This is a genomic window from Clostridium sp. OF09-36, from assembly GCF_003481985.1.
Lineage (GTDB): Bacteria > Bacillota > Clostridia > Lachnospirales > Lachnospiraceae > Brotaphodocola.
On sequence record NZ_QUMD01000021.1, the window covers coordinates 1 to 19,118 of the forward strand.

The window sequence follows — 19,118 nt, forward strand, 5'->3', positions numbered from 1 at the left end:
AATCCGATGCAGGCGAACATGTGTCAGCGAAAGCAAGCGAACAACGATATGTGAAAATGGAGGAAGTCAGACTCGTACACGCCCGGACCTTCTAATCGACTTACTGTGCTAAATTGTTACTTAGCAGGCACGATTTCAATCCAGTAGCCATCTGGATCGGAGATGAAGTAAATGCCCATTCCCTCGTTTTCGTAGCAGATTACGTTCTGTTGCTTGTGCTGCTCATGGAGCTTTTCGTACTCGTCCGTTACAAAGGCCAGATGAAATTCGCATTCGCCAAGGTTGTATGGCTCAGTGCGGTCGCGGAGCCAGGTGAGCTCTAAGGTGAAGTTGCTGGTGCCATCGCCCAGATAAACAAGCTTGAAGGAACCATCGGATGCTTCTTTCTCGCGAACAGGTTCCAGATTTAAAGTGTCTTTGTAGAATTTTAAACTCTTGTCTAAATCCAATACGTTAAAATTGAAGTGATTAAATTGAACCATAATACAAATCTCCTTTTTATTTAATTTCATGTTTCACGTGAAACATGAGTAATAACAAAAGTGATACTGAAAAAGTTTTCTGAAATGATATTTGGTTTGAAAAATGTTTCACGTGAAACATAAGTAAATAACAAAGGTAATGTTAAAAGAGTCCTCAAAAATGATATTTGGATTGAAAAAATGTTTCACGTGAAACACATAAATATGATTGTCGTAAAAGCGGTCGGGCAATAAAATCTAATTTGGAAATTATTGTCCGTAAAATTCACCACGATAATTCTCACTGGCAAAAATATGTTTTAACGAGTTCTGCAATTTTGTCTGGTTGCTCTAAGTGTGGCAGTCCTTTTGCCTTTGGTACAAGCGCAGTTTCAATGGAAGAATTATAGCCTTTATATTCATCCAGACGGTCTTTCATGTTTTCTATAGAAGCACCGCCAACCAGATAAATACTGTTGTCGATTTTCTTTAGAGCATTCACCAGATTGCATTTTGTATAGTTACAGCGAATGCTTGCGAATGTAGATTTTGGTGATGTGCCAAGGTGAGCTGCTTCATAGCAGGAATCTACATAGCTGGATTTTACAGAGTAGGGATTGAAAAATCCTTTTGTCACAAGTTCTTCCGTAATCATTTTTTTACTGCTTGCAATATGGTATAACAGAGTGCCTATGATGGGTAACTCTACGATGCATTTATACATTTTGGCAGTTTTCCCTGGAATTGTGCTGAAATCCAGAAGACTGAGTGGATTGATAGCCATAATCTGATCGAATAGGTCTGGATTATTAGCACATGCCATAAGCGGAATAGAAGCTGATTCACCGGACGTAATTACATTGGTCCGGTGTCCAATTTCTGATTTAATAAAATCAGAAATCAGTTGAACATATAAAAAATTTGTGTATGTCATATTTGCTTTTTCGGAACGGCCGAATCCTAAAAGATCAATTGTGTAAATGGTGTATTCATCACGCAACAATGGAATCAGTTGTTTCCACTCGTGACCGGAAGCCATTGGATTCAAATCATGGATGAGCAGAAGTGGTTTGCCGCTTCCTTCTTTGGTGTAGTGAATATTGCCAAGGCGCCATTTAAAACAGAGAGATTCTGGCTCAGCAAGCAGATTTTTAGAAACAGCTGAAACCTGAATGGCTTTGTTGATTGCTGCAGTAGTGGCAGCGGCACTGGCAGAAAGTATAAGGAGTGTGAGTAATTTATTTTTTGCTTTCATAAAATCTCCTTTTAATTATGAAAAGATGGGTTGCTATTTGCGCAATGCGTAAACAGTAACAAAGTGCTGAAACAATTAGGAATTCATGTTATAAGTATAGTATTTTTTTATGAAAGATGCAACCGCTTCCAGTAGAATGATTTCATCCTGTGATTCTGCGAGAAAAGTGACGGTAGCAACACTAAATTCAACAGATGCAACAGTAATTCCAATCCACGCTTCCGCGAGGAAGCGGCGGTTGATAATTGCAAGGATGATGCGCTGCGTCTGATTTCAATCCACGCTTCCGCGAAGGAAGCGACTGGCGCAGCAGTTTCAGAGTATGCTGCGCGGAATAATTCCAATCCACGCTTCCGCGAGGAAAAACGACGCAGACGGAGAATGGCAGAACGAACAGAATGTATATTTCAATCCACGCCCGCCTAAATTGAAATATATTTGTATCGTTCTCATTTCCATTCACAGATGAAGAAGAAATGTTTCACGTGAAACATTTGTATATGTTAATATGCGTCTGTAAATAGGAATATTTTGTATTTTCAAGCTGATTTTATTACAAAGAATAGGAAAAGTGAAAAAAGTGTGCTATACTAACGTTATTGTTTTAAATAAGCCGGATATGCTTACGTGAACGGCAACAAGAAATCTGCTTTTTGGCGAGAAATATAAGGATGGTTATATGGGAAGAATAATAGCAATTGCAAATCAGAAGGGCGGCGTAGGAAAAACTACGACTGCTATTAATTTATCTGCATGTCTGGCAGAAGCAGGTCAGAAGGTTCTTGCGGTGGATTTTGATCCGCAGGGAAACGCGACCAGTGGACTTGGATTTGAAAAGGGGTACATGGACAAGACCGTATATGAATTGCTGGTCGGCGAGTGTACTCTGGAAGAATGCATCATTAAAGAGGTGCAGGAGAATCTGGATGTTCTTCCGTCAGATGTGAATCTGGCGGGCGCAGAGATTGAATTATTGGATGTTCCGAACAAAGAGTCGCTGTTGAAGCTGGAACTGGAAAAGGTAGAAAAGAATTACGATTATATCATTATTGACTGTCCGCCGTCGTTAAGTCTGTTGACGATCAATGCATTGACTGCAGCGGATACGGTGTTGGTACCGATCCAGTGTGAATACTATGCACTGGAGGGATTGAGCCAGATTCTTCAGACGGTTGATTTGGTAAAGAAAAAGCTGAATCCGAAGCTGGAGCTGGAAGGTGTCGTATTTACCATGTATGATGCAAGAACAAATCTTTCACTTCAGGTAGTTGAGAATGTAAAAGCACATTTAAATAAGAGCATTTACAAAACGATCATTCCGAGAAATGTCAGATTGGCAGAGGCACCGAGTCATGGAAAACCGATCAACATTTACGACACCAGGTCGACAGGTGCGGAGAGTTACCGGATGCTGGCAGCAGAAGTAATTAGCAGAGGGGAAGAATAAAAATGGCAGGAGCAAAAAGAGGATTAGGCAGAGGCCTTGGAGCGTTGTTTGGAGAGGATACGGTAGAGGAAGTTATTGCAGAGGAAAAGGCTGAGAAGGCTGCGATCGCGACGCAAAGAGCGAGAAAAAATACTCTGAATCATAAGCCAGAAAACGATGGAGCGAAAACCAGAAAAGCCGAAAAGACAGCGAAGACGGACGAGAAAAAATTACAGGAGGATGATCTGGACGGTCAGATGAGTCTCAACCTGGAAGATACAGCGAATGTTACATCGAATGCCCTGAAAGCAGAGGAGGAAGCCCAGACAGAGCTGGAGCTTCCGGTTTCTGAGATCGAGCCGAACCGTGATCAGCCAAGAAAAGCGTTCGATGAAGAACAGCTGGAGGAGCTGGCGGATTCTATCCGTAAATATGGTGTCTTGCAGCCGCTTCTGGTTCAGAAAAAGGGTGATAGCTACGAGATCATTGCCGGTGAACGCAGATGGAGAGCAGCAAAATTAGCAGGATTAAAGAAGGTTCCTGTGGTAATCCGGGAGTATAGTCCACAGCAGACTATGGAGATTGCATTGATTGAGAATGTGCAGAGAGCAGACTTAAATCCTATCGAGGAAGCGCTCGCATACCAGCGGCTGATGCAGGAGTTTTCTTTAAAGCAGGAAGAAATTGCAGAGCGTGTTTCTAAAAACCGTACAACGATCACGAATAGCATGCGTTTGCTGAATCTGGTTCCTGGAGTGCAGCAGATGCTTGCGGAAGGACGTATTACAAGTGGTCATGCACGTGCACTTCTTGGCGTGAGTGATCCGCAGCAGCAGCTGGCACTGGCTCAGAAGGTTGAGCAGGAGAAATTAAGTGTCCGGGAAAGCGAAAAAGCAGTAAAACTGTTGGGACGGGAGAAGAAGGAAAAGAAAAAGTCCCAGGTAGATGAAGCGGTGGAACTGGTATTCCAGGATATGGAGAACCGGATGAAGACGGTGATGGGAACTAAGGTTAACATCAGCCGTAAGGATAAAACAAAAGGAAAAGTCGAAATCGAATATTATTCGGAGGCAGAATTGGAACGCATTGTTGAGCTGATTGAATCAATCCAGCCGATGTAGGTTGCATATGAACCGAACCACAAAACGGAAAGACGGGATTTATCTATGGAAGGAAGTATATTAAATAATCTTGGGTTTGACCCGGTGTATCTGCTGATCGCATCAGTGGTCCTGACCCTGATTTTGCTTGTTGTGACAGTTATGTGCCTGATCAACATGCGGAAGCTTTACCGCAGATATGATATTTTTATGCGCGGAAAAGATGCAGAGACGATGGAGAACCTAATCGTTGAGCAGATGAACGATATCATTGATCTGAAAGCACAGGATCGTTATAATAAGGATTCAATCCGGACAGCTAATAAAAATAGCCGTGCAGCATTCCAGAAGATTGGTATTGTAAAGTACAATGCATTTAAAGGAATGGGTGGAAATCTAAGCTTTGCACTGGCACTTTTGGATTATACCAACACAGGATTTGTGTTGAATTCCGTTCATAGCCGGGAAGGCTGTTATCTTTATTTAAAGGATGTAGAACGGGGAGAGACGGAGGTTTTGCTTGGTGCAGAGGAACAGGAAGCACTGGAGCAGGCACTTGGATACCGGGAGCGGAAGCAGCCGCAGGAGTGATAATATAAGAGGTGGAAAAACAATCTGGGAGAATGTTTTTCCACCTCTTTTTATGTTGTACAGAAAAAAAGACAGAAAGAAAATAAAAAAATATATTGACAATTATTTAACGAGTGGTATAATACAAACAGAATTAATCGTCAAAAAAATATCAAAGAATGATTGATTTCAAACCACTGAGGCGCAACGGAATGTAGCGCCGGAAATGAATGAAAACAAAATCGAATCAGCAGTAAACAGAAAACAAAGCAAAAAGAACTGAACCTGGAAAGAACCAACGCAAATGAAACGGAATGGCGTTGGCTTTGATGGAAATGAATCGTTGGAGGATAAGAACATGGCGAAGAAAGAAACAACAGCAGTTCCGGCAATCATCGACAATGTAGAAGCACTGGAAAAGAAAATGGCCGCTATGCGTGAGGCACAGAAGGTATTTGCTACTTATACGCAGGAACAGGTTGATAAAATTTTCCATGCAGCAGCAATCGCAGCAAACCAGATGCGTATTCCATTAGCGAAGATGGCAGTAGAAGAAACTGGCATGGGCGTTGTAGAGGATAAAGTGATCAAGAACAACTACGCTGCAGAGCATATCCATAACGCATATAAAGATATGAAGACCTGTGGTGTGATCGAGGAAGATAAGGCGTATGGTATCAAGAAAATTGCAGAGCCGATCGGCCTGGTTGCAGCCGTAATCCCGACTACCAACCCGACCTCTACCGCAATCTTCAAAACCCTGATCTGCTTAAAGACCAGAAACGCCATCATCATTTCCCCACATCCGCGTGCAAAGGCCTGCACCATCGCAGCCGCTAAGGTTGTTCTGGATGCAGCAGTGAAAGCCGGCGCTCCGGAGGGCATCATCGGCTGGATCGATGTTCCGTCTCTGGAACTTACGAACACTGTTATGAAGGATGCAGACATCATCCTGGCAACCGGTGGCCCTGGCATGGTAAAGGCAGCATATTCTTCCGGCAAACCGGCACTTGGTGTAGGTGCTGGTAATACTCCGGCTATCATCGATGAAACTGCAGACATTAAGCTGGCTGTAAACTCCATTATCCATTCCAAGACCTTCGATAATGGTATGATCTGTGCATCCGAGCAGTCTGTAACAGTACTGGCTCCGGTTTATGAGGCAGTAAAGAAAGAGTTTAAATACCGCGGCTGTTATTTCTTAAAGCCGGATGAGATCGAGAAGGTAAGAAAGACCATCCTGATCAATGGTTCCCTGAACGCAAAGATTGTTGGCCAGAGCGCATTTAAGATCGCGCAGATGGCAGGTGTTGAGGTTCCGGAGGATACCAAGATCCTGATTGGTGAAGTAGAGTCCGTGGACATCAGCGAGGAGTTCGCACATGAGAAGCTGTCTCCGGTCCTTGCAATGTATAAGGCACAGACCTTTGATGAGGCAATCGCAAAGGCAGAGCGTCTGGTCGCAGATGGCGGTTATGGCCATACCTCTTCCCTCTATATTAATATCAATGAAAAAGAGAAGATGGCGAAGCATGCAGCGGCTATGAAGACCTGCCGTATCCTGATCAATACTCCGTCCTCTCAGGGTGGTATCGGTGACCTGTACAACTTCAAGCTGCTCCCGTCTCTGACACTGGGCTGCGGCTCCTGGGGTGGCAACTCGGTTTCTGAAAACGTAGGTGTAAAGCATTTGCTGAACATTAAGACTGTTGCTGAGAGGAGAGAGAACATGCTGTGGTTCCGTACACCGGAGAAGGTATATTTCAAGAAGGGTTCTATGCCGGTTGCTTTAAGTGAGCTGAAGGATGTTATGGGCAAGAAGAGAGCCTTCATCGTAACGGACTCCTTCCTGTATATGAACGGTTATACCAAACCGATCACCGATAAGCTGGATGAAATGGGTATTGTTTACCAGTGCTTCTCCAACGTACAGCCGGACCCGACCTTGGCAAATGCGATCGAGGGTGCAAAGGCTATGACCGCATTCCAGCCGGATGTCATCATCGCACTGGGCGGTGGTTCCGCAATGGATGCCGGTAAGATCATGTGGGTAATGTACGAGCATCCGGAAGTAGATTTCCAGGGCATGGCAATGCGCTTCATCGATATCCGGAAACGTGTTTACACCTTCCCGAAGATGGGCGAGAAGGCTTACTTCGTAGCAATTCCGACTTCTTCCGGTACTGGTTCCGAGGTAACTCCGTTCGCGGTTATTACTGATCAGGAAACCGGCGTGAAGTATCCGTTAGCAGACTATCAGCTGCTGCCGAATATGGCGATCGTAGATACCGATAACATGATGAGCCAGCCGAAGGGCTTAACCAGCGCATCTGGTGTGGATGTTCTGACCCATGCACTGGAGGCATACGCTTCTGTTATGGCAACCGATTACACCGATGGTCTGGCACTGAAGGCTATGAAGAATGTTTTTGAGTACCTGCCGGCTGCATACAACGATGGCAGCAATGTAGAGGCAAGAAGCAAGATGGCTGATGCTTCCTGCATGGCTGGTATGGCATTTGCAAACGCATTCTTAGGTGTCTGCCACTCCATGGCACATAAGCTTGGCGCATTCCATCATCTGCCGCATGGTATCGCAAACGCACTGCTTATTTCCCTGGTTGTAGAGTTCAACTCTGCTGAGTGCCCGAGAAAGATGGGAACCTTCTCCCAGTACCAGTATCCGCACACCATGGCCCGCTATGCAGAGTGCGCACGCTTCGTAGGAATTCAGGCGAAGACCGATGAAGAGGCAGTGAAGAAGCTCATCGAGAAGATTGAGGAACTGAAGGCTGCAGTTGGCGTGAAGAAGACCATCGCAGAGTATGGTGTTGACGAGAAGTACTTCTTAGATACCCTGGATGCTATGGTTGAGCAGGCATTCGATGACCAGTGCACCGGTGCAAACCCGAGATACCCGCTGATGAGCGAGATCAAGGAGATGTATTTAAGAGCTTACTACGGAAAATAAAAAGCATAAAGGATATAGATAATGAATAAAAGCAAGAGGTTCCGGACAAATGTCCGGGCCTCTTTTTTTAGCATTTTGGCGGTGTCCATTTTCCAATAGAATTGACAAAGCAGGGCGCACACGTTTATAATAAAACTAATGGCATTAGTTTTGCGCCGGGTTTTATCTATCATGATAACGATAGGACCTGATCCTATTACTGGAAAAGGAGGAAAAAAGAGTGGCACACAAAGGGCTGAGTCCGGAAACGGTGGTGAAGGCGGCAGCAGAGCTGATCGAGCAGCAGGGCAGGGAAACATTTTCCATGCGTGCCCTGGCGGATCATCTGGGAGTAAAAACAGCGTCGCTTTATAACCATGTGGATCATATGGAGGGGCTTTTGGCGGAGGTCTGCCGGTATGGGCTGTGCCTTCAGAAGGAAGCGGAGCTGCAGGGAATCGAGGGAAAGCACGGGGAAGAGGCCGTGCGCATTCTTGCAGATACTTACCGCAGCTTCGCAAAGCAGCACAAGGAACTTTACTGGCTGATCATGAACCGGTCGGCTAAGGATCCGCAGGTGCTGGATGACGCAGCGGTCCTGTTTACGGATCCGTTAAAGCAGATGCTGCAGGATTTTCATCTAAGGGAAGAAGAAAATATCCATTACCGCCGATTGTTCCGTGCGATCGTGCATGGATTTATCTCGCAGGAGGAGCAGGGCTTTTTTTCCCATTATCCGGTGGCGGTGGAAGAAAGCTTTCATTTTGCGATCCAATGTTTTATTGATAGTTTAAAGCAAGGGGAAGAGAGGTGCAGCACGGATGAAACCGGAAAATGAATACAATGAAAGACAGGAACAGCAGAAAACCCCGGAAACCCAGGAACGCATGAGCCTGAAAAATAAGAAAATAAAACACGGACATGCAGGGAATACAGGTGCGGAGAATAACGAATTGTTTGCCAGTATGCCGGTGGCACAGGCAATCCTGATGCTGGCGGTGCCGACGGTCGTAAGCCAGATCATTACGATCATTTATAACATGGCAGATACGTTTTTTATCGGTCAGCTGGGAGATCCGAAGCAGGTGGCCGCAGCTACGCTGGCAATGCCGCTGTTTATGTTTATGACGGCGCTTTCCAATCTGTTTGGAGTCGGCGGTGCCAGTCTGATCTCCCGTTTTCTGGGGGCAAAGGAGCGGGATCAGGCAAGGCGCTGCAGTGCTTTTTGTATCTGGTCGGCGGCAGCAGTGTCGTTTCTTTACGGAGTTCTTGTACTGGCTGGCAGACCGGTGCTGATGCCGCTTCTTGGGGCCAATGAGGAAACCTTTCAGATGGCCTCCTCCTATCTGTTCTGGACGATCGGGCTTGGCGCACTTCCGACCGTTTTGAACCCGGCGCTGGCCCATCTGATCCGGGCAGAGGGCTATTCCAGACAGGCAAGCTTTGGTGTTGCCTTTGGCGGGATTTTGAATATGGTTCTGGACCCGCTTTTTATCTACGGTTTTCATTTGCAGATCACCGGTGCGGCAATCGCTACCCTGATCTCGAATACAACTGCGCTTTTGTATTTTGTGGGATTTATCTGGAAGATCCGCAAAAACAGCGTGCTGACCTTATCACCAAGATACTATACGTTAGGAAACCATATTCCGGCAGAGGTAGTCAGCGTGGGTTTGCCAAGCTTTCTGATTTCAATGATGGGAACGGTTTCGAACATGGTCCTGAATCATATCATTGCCGGGTATTCCAATGTGGCAGTGGCAGGCATGGGGATTGCGAAAAAGGTGAATATGCTGGCCTTTGCGGTTGCACAGGGGATTACACAGGGAACCTTGCCACTTATCGGCTACAACTATAGCTCCGGGGACCGGAAACGTATGCTTGAGGCAATCCGGACCCTGTTTGTATTCAGCCTGGGCGTTGCCCTGTTCATTGCGGTCATGCTGTATCTGAATGCTCCAGCTGTGACCAGACTGTTTATTAATAATGAGGAAACGGTGTCATATGGATGCAGTTTTCTTCATATTATTTGTTCAGCAAGTCCGATGACGGCCATGACATTTTTTGCCCTGACTGTGTTTCAGGCCACGGGCAAAAAGAAACAGCCGATCATTTTATCCATGCTCAGAAAGGGAACAGTGGATGTACCATTTATGTTTCTGTTCAATGCTATGTTCGGAATCGGCGGTGTGGCATGGGCAACTCCGGTGGCGGAGGTGACATCGATGGTTGTCGCGGCAGTGATGGTAATTCCGTACATCAGGAAGCTGGGACGGTGATGCTTAGGAATAGGGATTTTCCGTTTAGAGAATGCCTGCCTGTAAACAGAAATTCCTATTACCTGTATGGATAGTAGGTTGATAGGCAAAACCTGCAAATTGGTAGGTAAATAGAGCGGTAAATAATTTGTTCTTCGAATTCTTGACAGAAAAAGAGAAATGATGTATAAAATATACAACGATGTGTTTGAATTTGTCAGACATAATTAAAAATCGCAACAAGGAGACAATGCCGTCATGTTTCTGGAAAAGGGAGCATGACGGTTTTTTCCTACATCGGAAAGGGAAAAGGAGGAGCCGTGATTGATGAGGAGGAGCCCGGATCTTAATGGACATGATCCACCATGTCTCAAAATGACACATACATCTGAAACTGCTTTGTGATAATGCTATAAATCATGCAAATAAAACAAATGAAAACAAGGCAGAAACCACGAAGCTGAACAGAATGCACAAATACAATTGACATTTTAATGATAAAATTGTAAAATTAAAACATCGAAAACGAAAATTTGGACAACGTGATCCATAAAATAAGGAGGAACAAAGTATGAAGAAAAGAAATCTTGCACTCTCACTGACACTCGCGGCAGCTATGGCGCTGACAACAGCCTGCTCCGGCGGTTCACAGAGCAGCAGCACCCCGGAAACCACTGCAGCACAGAAGGATGCAGCAGCCGATACTTCTGCAGCAGCAGAGGGCGGCAGCAGTGATCTGGATACTTCCAACCCGATCACCATTGCAGTCGCAGCACCGATGACTGGAGATAACTCTGAGTATGGTATCGGCTTCGCAAACGCAGCAAAGCTTATGGCCCAGAAGTGGAACGATAACGGCGGATGCTTGGCAGAGAGGTTCAGATCGTAGAGTACGACGATAAGAACACCTCAGAGGAAGCAACCACCATCGCACAGAAGATCGTATCTGACAAAGATAACATCGCAGGTGTGATCGGACATTTTGCTTCCGGCGTATGTATGACAGCAGCTCCGATCTATCAGGAGAACGGCGTGATCGAAATTTCCCCGTCCTCTTCCCATCCGGATTATTCCTCTATCGGTGATTATATTTTCAGAAACAACACCGTTATTTCTAAAGAGGGTGGTGCGAGTGTTGACATTGCAGTGAATGACCTTGGAAAGAAAAATATTGGTATCATTTCCATTATGACTGACTGGGGAACCAATACCTCCAAGATCATTAACGACATCATTGATGGTATGAGTGATAAGGGTGTTAAGGTTGTAGCTCACGAGGAAGTTATGGAGGGTTCTGATGACTACTCCGCAGCAATCGCAAAGCTGAACGAAGCTGGCGCAGAGGCAGTTATCTGCTGTGGTATGTACAACCTGGTAGCACCGGTTGCAAAGCAGTACAAGCAGGTTAACCCGGATGTTACTATCATTGCATTCTCCAACGCTTACAGCCAGCAGCTTCTTGAGCTGGGTGGAAGCGCAGTAAACGGCGTATGCTTCCCGGTTATCTTCTTCGCAGATTCCGATGATCCTGAGATCCAGGCATATGTAAAACAGTACACCGATGTTTACGGCAGCGCACCGTCTGCACTGACCTCTCAGGCATACGATTCCGTAGGTATGCTGCTTACCGCAATCGAGGATGCAGGAACTACTGAGTCTGCTAAAGTAAAAGACGCACTTTACAATGTTGATTATCCGGGCGTTACCGGTCAGACCAAGTTTGACTCCAACGGTGATGTAGATAAGGAATTCGTAAAAGTAACCATCGAAGATGGCAAATTCGTAAAAATGAAATAAACGAAAGCGACAATTCATGTAAGTACATCTAAGGGAGCCGGAAAGCGTGCTTTCCGGCTCCCGGTATCTTTGAAAGGAGCCACAATGCTTGCTCAACAGGTTTTTAATGGTTTAGCCCTGGGAATGGGATATGCGTTAATAGCAGTCGGCTATTCGCTCATATTCGGAATCCTTCGACTGGTCAATTTCTCACATGGTTCCATTTACGCGTTCGGCGCGGAAATTGCAATGGTATTCATTGTTAGCATGAAATTCGGCATTGTACCAGGGATTCTCTTAAGTATGTTAGTAACTGGTGTGTTGGGAATCATGATTGATAAGATCGCACTGGAACCTCTTCGTAAAAAAGGCTCACCGCCTATCGCATCTCTGATTACCACGATCGGTATTTCCAACATTATCACAAATCTCCTGATTGTTTTTATCGGTTCAGAAAAAAGAAACTTCCCGAACATTTTTGGTTACGGCATGATCAAGCTTGGCAAAGTTTCCATTACTCTGACCCAGGTTATGATGTGTGTGGTTTCTGTTGTTTTGATGCTGATTCTGGTATTTATCGTATTTAAAACCAAGATTGGTCTGGCTATGAGAGCCAGTCAGCAGAATGCAAAAGCAGCAAAGATGATGGGAATCGATGTAAACTTTGTTATCAGCTTTACATTCTTCCTCGCAGGTGTATCTGCAACTCTTGCAGGCGCTCTGGTTGGAGGTTATTATGAGATCGTTTACCCGAATATGGGATTTATGGCCGGCTTAAAGGCATTCGCGGCTGCAGTTCTTGGAGGTATCGGAAGCCTGCCGGGTGCAATCCTTGGCGGTCTGATCATCGGTGTTTCTGAGTGTATGGCAGTTACCTTCTTTGGTTCTACCTACCGCGACTCTGTAGCATTTATCATTTTGATCCTGGTGCTGATCATTCGTCCGAACGGTCTGTTCGGTAAGAAGGGTATCACTAAGGTATAAGACACAGTGACGAAACTTGGAGGATAGAGATGAAAAAAGATAATAAAACAATGCTTTCTTCGTTTGAACAGTTTACTTCGAAGAATGCAAAGATCCTTTGGGGAGTTCTGGCTGTCATTCTTATTGCGCTGCCGTTTGTGGTAAAGAACCAGTATTTTCTGACTGTTGTTGCGAAAATCGGATGCTATGCCATCCTGGGACTTGGATTGAATATCCTGACTGGATATACCGGCCTGGTTTCTCTGGGACATGCAGGCTTTGTTGCAATCGGTGCTTATACGGCCTCTCTTCTGGCTGTAACGTTGGGCTGGTCATTCTTCCCGGCTATGCTGGCAGGTATGCTGCTGGCCGCAGTGATCGGTGTATTAGTCGGACTGCCTACCTTACGTGTAACCGGAACGTACCTTTCTATTATCACCCTGGGATTTGGTGAGATCGTCAAGATGGTTCTGATGAACTGGCAGAGTGTAACGAATGGTACACTTGGTGTTAAAAATATCCCGAAGCCGCAGATTTTCGGTATTAAGCTTACGGTGGCAAACAATGGTATGTATTTCCTGATTCTGATCATGATCGTGCTGATCTCCCTGTTCTGTAAGGCACTGATCCAGTCTAAGACCGGAAGAGCGCTCAGAGCGATCAAGACAGATGAAATGGCCAGCACCATGATGGGAATCAATATCACAAAATACAAGATCCTGGCATTTGTTGTTTCTGCCATGATCTGTGCACTGGGCGGAGCATTGTATTCTTCCCTGATCGGTTACATCGATCCGAATACATTTAACTTTGATGTTTCACCCTGATTTTAAGTATCGTTATTTTAGGCGGCATGGGAACTCTCAGAGGCATGTACGTAGGAGCAATCGTTCTGGTTGCTTTCCCGGAGGTTTCCAGAAGCCTTATGAAATACCGCTTCGTTCTTTATGGTGTTATCTTAGTCCTGATGATGCGTTTCCGTCCGGAAGGATTGCTGGGCTGGAAATCTTCCTTACCTTATAAATTATCCAAAAAGGTTCAGGCGAAGATAAACGGAGAAGAGGCAAACGCGTAAAAGAACGAGTTGGTAACGGATGGAGGCACAATGGCTAGAGAAGATTTGTTATTAGAGGTCAATGGAATAACGAAACGATTCGGCGGCATTGTTGCGGTGGAAAATGTAAGCTTCAAGGTTCACGAGGGTGAAGTCATCAGTATTATCGGACCGAACGGAGCAGGAAAAACGACCGTATTCAACATGCTGACCGGAGTTTATAAAGTTGATGAGGGCACGATCAAATTCAAGGGTGAGGAAATCCAGAGCATTAACCCGAGAGATATTGTAAAAAAAGGTATTTCCAGAACATTCCAGAACATTCGCCTTTTCTCGGATATGAGAGTAATCGAAAATGTACTGGTAGGTGCACATATCAAAACAAAGTACGACCTGGCTTCTTCCATTTTCAGAACAAAGAAATTCAGAGAAGAGGAAGATGCAATTACCTATGATGCGCTGAAGGTTCTGAAGGAAGTAGGGCTTTACGACAGAAAAGATGATTATGCATCGAACCTGCCTTATGGTGATCAGAGAAAGCTGGAAATCGCCCGTGCGATCGCTACCGGCGCAAAGCTGATCTTGTTAGATGAGCCGGCAGCAGGCATGAACCCGCAGGAGTCCCACGAATTGATGGAATTCATTAGACTTTTGAAAAAGCAGGGTTACACTGTTCTTATGATCGAGCATGATATGAGTGTAGTTATGAATATTTCAGACCGTATTTATGTAATCGACCATGGAAAACCGATCGCGGAAGGACTTCCGGAAGAGATCGCAAAGAATCAGAAGGTTATCGACGTATATCTGGGAGGTTCGAATAATGCTGCTAAAAATTGAGGATCTGCACACCAACTACGGCGCGATCCACGCCTTAAAGGGAATCAGCCTGGAAGTAAATGAGGGAGAGATCGTCTGCCTGATCGGCAGTAACGGCGCCGGAAAAACAACGCTTGTAAATTCTATCGTTGGCATCGTAAAATCGAGCAGCGGTACGATTACATTTGATGGAAAAGATATTACGCATGTACCTGCACATGCAATGACAAAAGAAGGAATCGGTATTTCTCCAGAGGGACGTGAGGTGTTCCCAGAGCTTACCGTAGAAGAAAACCTGCGTATTGGTGCATTTGTTGTAAAAGACGAGAACAAGATTAAAGAATCCTACGAAAGGGTTTATGAATTATTCCCGCGTCTGAAAGAACGTATCACGCAGCAGGCCGGTACCTTATCTGGTGGTGAGCAGCAGATGCTGGCTGTAGGACGGGCGCTGATGTCAAACCCGAAGATGATCCTGCTTGACGAGCCGTCATTAGGACTTGCTCCGAACTTCGTAGAGATGATCTTCGGCATGATCGAAAAGATCAACAAACAGGGGGTTACGGTTCTTCTGATCGAACAGAACGCAAATATGGCGCTTCAGGTTTCGCAGAGAGCCTATGTATTGGAGAATGGTCTCGTAAGTATGTCTGGCAAAGCCAGTGACATTGCAAACAATCCGATGGTAAAGAAAGCTTATCTCGGTATGGCATAAAACTATGAAAGGATGTATGTTATGAAAAAGATTATCAACAATCCGACTGATGTAGTAAGTGAGGCACTGATGGGAATGCAGGCAGCTTATCCGGATAAGCTGGTTTACACTCCGAAGATGGAGGTCATCAGCAGAAAAGAGAAAAAGACGGATAAGGTGGCAGTGATCTCCGGTGGCGGAGCTGGTCATGAGCCGCTGCACGCAGGCTTTGTCGGAAAAGGTATGCTGGATGCAGCAATTTCCGGAAATGTATTCTCTTCTCCGAGCCCGGACCGTATCGGCAGTGCCATTGAGCAGGTTTCCTGCGGAAAAGGCGTACTGATGGTAATCAAAAACTACTCCGGTGATATTATGAACTTTGGCCTTTCTGCAGATCTTGCAGAGATGGACGATATTGAGGTTGCCCAGGTTATCGTAAAGGATGATGTTGCAGTTCCGGACAGAGAAGAGGGAACAGGCAGAAGAGGTATCGCAGGAACCGTCTTTGTACATAAGATCGCAGGTGCAAAGGCAGAGCAGGGGGCAAGCCTCGCAGAGGTAAAGGCAGCAGCAGAAAAGGCAGTCCGCAATATCCGTACCATGGGTGTTGCCATGACACCGTGCATTCTTCCGGCAGTTGGAAAGCCTGGTTTTCAGATCGCAGACGACGAGATCGAGATCGGCATGGGAATCCATGGTGAGCAGGGCGTTGAGACTACCAAGATCAAGAGCGCAAAGGAAATCGCAGAGATTCTGGTAGGACGCATTCTGGATGATTATGATTATTCCGGCAGCGAAGTTGCAGTTCTGGTAAATGGCCTTGGCGGTACCCCGTTAATGGAGCTTTACATCCTGAATCTGGAGGTACAGAAGATCCTGGAGGAAAAGGGCATTAAGGCATACCGCACTTTTGTAGGAAACTACTGCACTTCGATCGACATGACCGGTGCTTCTGTTACCCTGATGAAGCTGGATGATGAATTAAAAGAACTGCTGGATGCTCCGTGTGACACTCCGGCACTGAAAATCTGAAGGAGGGAATAAACGATGAGCTTTACTTTAACCGCAAAGGATTACGCAGAATATATCAAGCTGGCCTATGAGCTGATCCATTCCAAAGGTGACTATATCACAGAGCTGGACAGTGTGACCGGTGATGGTGATCACTGGACCAACATCAATATGGGCTTTGAGAATCTTGTAAAAAATGTTGATCGTCTGGAAACCATGGAGCTTTCTGATGAGTTCAAAGAGATCGGTAAGATTATGATGTCTGTAATCGGCGGATCTTCAGGCGTATTATACGGAAGTGCTTACATTGCTGCAGCAAAGGCGTTAAAGGGAATTGAGGTTCTTCATGATGCAGAGCTGTGCACTGTATTGAAGGCAATGCTGGATGCCATCGTAGCGAGAGGTCAGGCCAAGGAAGGCTACAAGACCATGATCGATTCCCTGGCACCTGCAGTTAAGAAGTATGAAGAGTGCCTGGCAAACGGAACCCCGTCTGCAGAGTTATGTGATCTGGTTAAGAAGGCTGCAGAGGACGGCGCAGAGAATACCAAGAACATGGAAGCAATCAGAGGACGTGCAAGCTATCAGGCAAACCGTGGCCTTGGACATCTGGATCCGGGTGCTGTTACCATGTCTTACCAGATCGCTACCCTGATGGATTACGCAGCAGGTAAAATTACCGAATAACTGTTATTGGGACAACTGTAAGAAGCCAGGCAGTTACATATTAAGTGATATGAAGGAGTCGCAACGAATATGAGTGAGAATAGAAGACAGCTTCTGAAGGATGCCATGGACAACAAAGAGACTTACCGGATCCCGATGGGATTCTGGCATCATTTCGTACTTGGAAAGGACCAGTTCCAGGGACTGGAGCATCCGGAGATTCTGGAAAAGATCGTAGAAGGACATAAACGTTATTTTGAGACCATTGATCCGGATATGATGAAGCTGATGAACGAGGGCTTCATGGGCTATCCGCCGATCATGAACAATAATCTGGAAACTGCAGAAGATCTTCTGGCGATCAAGAGCATCGGTCCGGATCATCCGTGGATCACGGAGCAGGTGAAGCATGTGCGCCGCCTGGTAGATCTGTTTGGCGATAAGGTGATGACCTTCTACAATGTGTTTGCTCCACTGCAGGTCATCCGGATCCGTCTGGACTTTTATGACCTGAAATACGACCAGTTCGTATATCTCGCAGAGCATTTCCCGGAGGAGCTTCACAAAGCGGGAATGGAGATCCAGAAGGATATCGATACACTGGTATCAAAGCTTCTGACGGAGACAAAGCTGGATGGCATTTATTACTGTGTCCAGAACATCCAGAGCAGCATGTATGACCGGGAAACCTATGACCGTCTGGTCCGCCCGACGGAGATCGGCGTACTTGAGACTGCAAATAAGCTGAGTGATTACAATATCCTTCATATCTGTGGATATGCACATCACAAAAACAACTTAAGCTGGTATCAGGATTACAAGGCAAAGGCTTACAACTGGGCAACCTTCACGGAGGGTGTGACCATTGAAGAAGGACGTAAGCTCTTCCCGGGCAAGTGTGTGCTGGGTGGTTTTGATAATAACCCGCAGTCCCTGATCGATAGCGGAAGCGAGGAAGAGGTTTGCAAGTTTGTAGACCAGCTGATCAAGGAAAATGGCCACCGCGGTTACATTATGGGTGCAGACTGTTCCATTCCGAATAATATCAACGATGGCAGAATTCACTGGATTTCCAGACAGGTGAAGGAAAAGGAGAATTGTATGAAAGACGATAGAAAAGCGGCAGTTGACGCATTTTTAAACAATGAGAACGAGGAGAGAGTACCGGTTGCCTTCTGGCATCATTTCGTATCCTTCCACAACCATTACAGCGGAGCAGATCCGGAGATCTACAACACCGTAGTGACCGAGCAGAAAAAATACATTGATGAGGTAAAGCCGGACTTCTTAAAGATCATGTCCGATGGCTTCTTCGGTCATCCGTCTGTTTGCCGCAAGACCATTACTTCTGTTGAGGATCTGGATAAGGTTGCTTCTGTAGGACCGGATCATCCGTGGATCACAAAGCAGGTTGAGTATGTAAAAGAGATCTGCGATTATGCTGGTAATGATACCTACAAATACTACAACATCTTCTCACCGCTCCAGTACATCAGACTTCGTTTCGAGGAGTACGATGAGGACTTCAAGAAATTCGTAAGACTGTTCCACGAAAGCCCGGAGGTTATGGAGAAGGCTGCACGCTGCATCGCAGAGGATACCAAGATCCTGGTAAAGAGACTGTTTGAGGAGACTTCCATTGACGGTATCTACTACAGCGTTCAGTGTGTGCAGGATAAGATGCTGACCCATGCAGGCCACAAAAAGCTGGTAGAGCCGCTCGATCTGGATGTGTTAAACTACATCAACGAGTTTAGCGACAATGTCATTCTTCATATCTGCGGATACGGCAAGTACACCAACAACTTAAGCTGGTATAAGGATTACCCGGTAAAGGCTTACAACTGGGCTGTTTATTCCGAGGGAATCACCCTGGGCGAAGGAAAGAAGATCCTGGGAGATAAGCCGGTCATCGGTGGCTTCGATAACGCTGCAGAGAGCATCCTTTACAAAGGAACCGAGGAGGAATTAAGAGCCGAGATCAAGAAGATCCTGGATGAGGCAGGAACCAAGGGCGTAGCGATCGGCGCTGACTGCACCATCTCTTCTGACATTTCTCCGGAGAGATTAGAGCTGATCCGTAAGATCGCAGCAGAATATACAAAATAAAAACGG

General features: G+C 45.8%; 18 protein-coding genes. 16 read left to right on the plus strand and 2 right to left on the minus strand.

All coding sequences use genetic code 11. The annotated features are described in order from the left end of the window. Positions 1-116: 116 nt before the first annotated feature. Positions 117-482, minus strand: coding sequence for a VOC family protein (locus DXA97_RS14230; protein WP_118720880.1), 366 nt, complete (start codon positions 480-482; stop codon positions 117-119). 280 nt (positions 483-762) lie between these two features. Next, on the minus strand, positions 763-1,716 hold the full coding sequence (locus tag DXA97_RS14235; RefSeq protein WP_118720881.1) for an alpha/beta fold hydrolase: 954 nt from the start codon (positions 1,714-1,716) through the stop codon (positions 763-765). Between the two features lie 679 nt (positions 1,717-2,395). Here DXA97_RS14235 and DXA97_RS14240 point away from each other — a divergent pair. The 16 genes from DXA97_RS14240 to DXA97_RS21050 all read left to right on the plus strand — a co-directional run bounded on the left by DXA97_RS14240 (position 2,396) and on the right by DXA97_RS21050 (position 19,112). Then, on the plus strand, positions 2,396-3,163 hold the full coding sequence (locus DXA97_RS14240; RefSeq protein WP_118720882.1) for an AAA family ATPase: 768 nt from the start codon (positions 2,396-2,398) through the stop codon (positions 3,161-3,163). A gap of 2 nt (positions 3,164-3,165) precedes the next feature. Beyond that, positions 3,166-4,263: a ParB/RepB/Spo0J family partition protein gene (locus DXA97_RS14245; RefSeq protein WP_118720883.1), complete on the plus strand. Its 1,098-nt coding sequence runs from the start codon at positions 3,166-3,168 to the stop codon at positions 4,261-4,263. Between the two features lie 45 nt (positions 4,264-4,308). Then, on the plus strand, positions 4,309-4,833 hold the full coding sequence (locus DXA97_RS14250; protein ID WP_118720884.1) for a DUF4446 family protein: 525 nt from the start codon (positions 4,309-4,311) through the stop codon (positions 4,831-4,833). Positions 4,834-5,170: 337 nt separating this feature from the next. Next, positions 5,171-7,783: a bifunctional acetaldehyde-CoA/alcohol dehydrogenase gene (gene adhE, locus DXA97_RS14255; RefSeq protein WP_118720904.1), complete on the plus strand. Its 2,613-nt coding sequence runs from the start codon at positions 5,171-5,173 to the stop codon at positions 7,781-7,783. A 220-nt stretch (positions 7,784-8,003) separates the two neighbouring features. Continuing rightward, positions 8,004-8,600 (plus strand): TetR/AcrR family transcriptional regulator, encoded by a 597-nt coding sequence (locus DXA97_RS14260; RefSeq protein WP_118720885.1) that lies wholly within the window; start codon positions 8,004-8,006, stop codon positions 8,598-8,600. After that, on the plus strand, positions 8,584-10,041 hold the full coding sequence (locus DXA97_RS14265) for an MATE family efflux transporter (RefSeq protein WP_118720886.1): 1,458 nt from the start codon (positions 8,584-8,586) through the stop codon (positions 10,039-10,041). Before DXA97_RS14260 ends, DXA97_RS14265 begins: the two co-directional genes overlap by 17 nt. A 550-nt stretch (positions 10,042-10,591) precedes the next feature. Continuing rightward, positions 10,592-10,909 (plus strand): hypothetical protein, encoded by a 318-nt coding sequence (locus tag DXA97_RS21045; protein ID WP_243107684.1) that lies wholly within the window; start codon positions 10,592-10,594, stop codon positions 10,907-10,909. After that, the gene (locus DXA97_RS14270; protein ID WP_243107685.1) at positions 10,882-11,817 is read left to right on the plus strand and encodes an ABC transporter substrate-binding protein; all 936 of its coding nucleotides are present in this window, start codon (positions 10,882-10,884) and stop codon (positions 11,815-11,817) included. The genes DXA97_RS21045 and DXA97_RS14270 overlap by 28 nt, the downstream gene beginning before the upstream one ends. Before the next feature lie 84 nt (positions 11,818-11,901). Next, positions 11,902-12,780, plus strand: a complete 879-nt coding sequence (locus tag DXA97_RS14275; RefSeq protein WP_118720887.1) for a branched-chain amino acid ABC transporter permease — start codon at positions 11,902-11,904, stop codon at positions 12,778-12,780. A 29-nt stretch (positions 12,781-12,809) separates the two neighbouring features. Continuing rightward, positions 12,810-13,586 (plus strand): branched-chain amino acid ABC transporter permease, encoded by a 777-nt coding sequence (locus tag DXA97_RS14280; RefSeq protein ID WP_347561634.1) that lies wholly within the window; start codon positions 12,810-12,812, stop codon positions 13,584-13,586. Positions 13,587-13,612: 26 nt separating this feature from the next. Further along, the gene (locus tag DXA97_RS22325) at positions 13,613-13,834 is read left to right on the plus strand and encodes a hypothetical protein (RefSeq protein ID WP_347561636.1); all 222 of its coding nucleotides are present in this window, start codon (positions 13,613-13,615) and stop codon (positions 13,832-13,834) included. A gap of 30 nt (positions 13,835-13,864) precedes the next feature. Next, entirely contained in the window at positions 13,865-14,653 is a 789-nt protein-coding gene (locus DXA97_RS14285) for an ABC transporter ATP-binding protein (RefSeq protein WP_118532045.1), read from the plus strand. After that, positions 14,640-15,347, plus strand: a complete 708-nt coding sequence (locus tag DXA97_RS14290; protein ID WP_178716411.1) for an ABC transporter ATP-binding protein — start codon at positions 14,640-14,642, stop codon at positions 15,345-15,347. The genes DXA97_RS14285 and DXA97_RS14290 overlap by 14 nt, the downstream gene beginning before the upstream one ends. Before the next feature lie 21 nt (positions 15,348-15,368). Then, a complete protein-coding gene (dhaK, locus tag DXA97_RS14295) occupies positions 15,369-16,358 on the plus strand; it encodes a dihydroxyacetone kinase subunit DhaK (protein ID WP_118532041.1) in 990 nt (329 codons plus the stop codon). 15 nt (positions 16,359-16,373) lie between these two features. Next, on the plus strand, positions 16,374-17,024 hold the full coding sequence (gene dhaL, locus DXA97_RS14300) for a dihydroxyacetone kinase subunit DhaL (protein ID WP_118532039.1): 651 nt from the start codon (positions 16,374-16,376) through the stop codon (positions 17,022-17,024). 69 nt (positions 17,025-17,093) lie between these two features. Beyond that, positions 17,094-19,112 carry a uroporphyrinogen decarboxylase family protein gene (locus DXA97_RS21050; protein WP_243107686.1) on the plus strand — a complete coding sequence of 673 codons (2,019 nt, stop codon included), beginning with the start codon at positions 17,094-17,096 and terminating at the stop codon, positions 19,110-19,112. Positions 19,113-19,118: the final 6 nt, after the last annotated feature.

Coding starts and splice junctions, on each gene's coding strand:
- DXA97_RS21045 (WP_243107684.1), top strand. CDS start 10,592: ATGAAGAAAAGAAATCTTGCACTCTCACTGACACTCGCGGCAGCTATG.
- DXA97_RS14245 (WP_118720883.1), top strand. CDS start 3,166: ATGGCAGGAGCAAAAAGAGGATTAGGCAGAGGCCTTGGAGCGTTGTTT.
- DXA97_RS14240 (WP_118720882.1), top strand. CDS start 2,396: ATGGGAAGAATAATAGCAATTGCAAATCAGAAGGGCGGCGTAGGAAAA.
- dhaL (WP_118532039.1), top strand. CDS start 16,374: ATGAGCTTTACTTTAACCGCAAAGGATTACGCAGAATATATCAAGCTG.
- adhE (WP_118720904.1), top strand. CDS start 5,171: ATGGCGAAGAAAGAAACAACAGCAGTTCCGGCAATCATCGACAATGTA.
- DXA97_RS14275 (WP_118720887.1), top strand. CDS start 11,902: ATGCTTGCTCAACAGGTTTTTAATGGTTTAGCCCTGGGAATGGGATAT.
- DXA97_RS14235 (WP_118720881.1), bottom strand. CDS start 1,716: ATGAAAGCAAAAAATAAATTACTCACACTCCTTATACTTTCTGCCAGT.
- DXA97_RS14270 (WP_243107685.1), top strand. CDS start 10,882: ATGCTTGGCAGAGAGGTTCAGATCGTAGAGTACGACGATAAGAACACC.
- DXA97_RS22325 (WP_347561636.1), top strand. CDS start 13,613: ATGGGAACTCTCAGAGGCATGTACGTAGGAGCAATCGTTCTGGTTGCT.
- DXA97_RS14230 (WP_118720880.1), bottom strand. CDS start 482: ATGGTTCAATTTAATCACTTCAATTTTAACGTATTGGATTTAGACAAG.
- DXA97_RS21050 (WP_243107686.1), top strand. CDS start 17,094: ATGAGTGAGAATAGAAGACAGCTTCTGAAGGATGCCATGGACAACAAA.
- DXA97_RS14285 (WP_118532045.1), top strand. CDS start 13,865: ATGGCTAGAGAAGATTTGTTATTAGAGGTCAATGGAATAACGAAACGA.
- DXA97_RS14250 (WP_118720884.1), top strand. CDS start 4,309: ATGGAAGGAAGTATATTAAATAATCTTGGGTTTGACCCGGTGTATCTG.
- dhaK (WP_118532041.1), top strand. CDS start 15,369: ATGAAAAAGATTATCAACAATCCGACTGATGTAGTAAGTGAGGCACTG.
- DXA97_RS14265 (WP_118720886.1), top strand. CDS start 8,584: ATGAAACCGGAAAATGAATACAATGAAAGACAGGAACAGCAGAAAACC.
- DXA97_RS14280 (WP_347561634.1), top strand. CDS start 12,810: ATGAAAAAAGATAATAAAACAATGCTTTCTTCGTTTGAACAGTTTACT.